Raw genomic sequence first — 1069 nt, forward strand, 5'->3', positions numbered from 1 at the left:
CTCGTCATCCCCATGGGGAATTACGTGAGCGACCAGGGTGAGGAATTACGTGAGCGGCAGACCGCTACAGCTGGGGAATTACGTGAGCGCCGACAGTGATCTCCAGTTCGGGGAGTCCGAGCAGGTCCTGAGGCCGCTCGCGGGCGCCGAAGACGAGCGTGACCGACTCCGCCAGCAGCCGCCGGGCGACGAAGCCGAGGACCTGCGCCGAGGCCCGGTCCATCCACTGCGCGTCGTCGATCATGCAGAGCAGGGGATGTCCCTCTGCGGCGTCCGACAGGAGACTGAGCACCGCCAGTGCGACCAGGAAGCGTTCGGGTGGGTTCCCCTCTCGCATCCCGAACACCGTCTCGAGCGCGGTGCTCTGCGGCGCGGGAAGGTCATGCAACCGATCCAGCAGCGGTGCGCACAACTGATGCAATGTGGCGAACGCCAACTCCATCTCCGACTCGACCCCGGCGGCGCGCAGCACGCGCATGCCCGTCGCCAAATCCTCCGTGTACTCGAGCAACGCCGATTTTCCGACTCCTGGGGTGCCGTGCACCAGGAGCACGCGGCTCTGCCCCGTGCGGACTGCCGCGATCATCTGATCGAGGACGGCACGCTCCGGTCCCCGCCCAAGCAGCCTGGCGTTCTTCCCGTGCCCTGAGCGGTAGCGTCCCTGATCCACCGTCACCACCTTCGTCATGACCTGCAGAACGCGGCGGCGCCCCGCTCCGACCCCGCAGAACCACCGGCTCGCCTCCACCGGCACACTTGCACCCGGCCCGTTGTTGTCCCGACAACGACCAAGACAGGGCAGCCTCGCGGCTTGTGACAACTTGATCGAAGTTCCTTCGTGTTACCGCGGCCACAACCACCAAGGACAACCTGCTCATGGCTCGCGCGTTGACCCGGCCGGGGCCCGCACGGCATCCGTCGTGCGGGCCCGGTCAGGTCTGGAAGGTCTCCAGGGCTTCGCCCTACCGGCCGTCGAGTGGCGTCCCTGATAGTGGTGTAACGCGGTTGGCGTGATCGGCGGACGGCCCGTCTGGGGGCTGGACGCAGGCGCGGTCATCGCGTGATCTTT

1 protein-coding gene is annotated in these 1069 nt (G+C 67.2%); it reads right to left on the minus strand.

Annotated elements, in window-relative coordinates; genetic code table 11:
• Positions 1-64: 64 nt before the first annotated feature.
• Positions 65-688 carry an ATP-binding protein gene (locus tag AB0H83_RS51925; protein WP_360111515.1) on the minus strand — a complete coding sequence of 208 codons (624 nt, stop codon included), beginning with the start codon at positions 686-688 and terminating at the stop codon, positions 65-67.
• Positions 689-1069 lie beyond the last annotated feature (381 nt).

The sequence above is a fragment of the Dactylosporangium sp. NPDC050688 genome, assembly GCF_040654515.1.
Lineage (GTDB): Bacteria > Actinomycetota > Actinomycetes > Mycobacteriales > Micromonosporaceae > Dactylosporangium.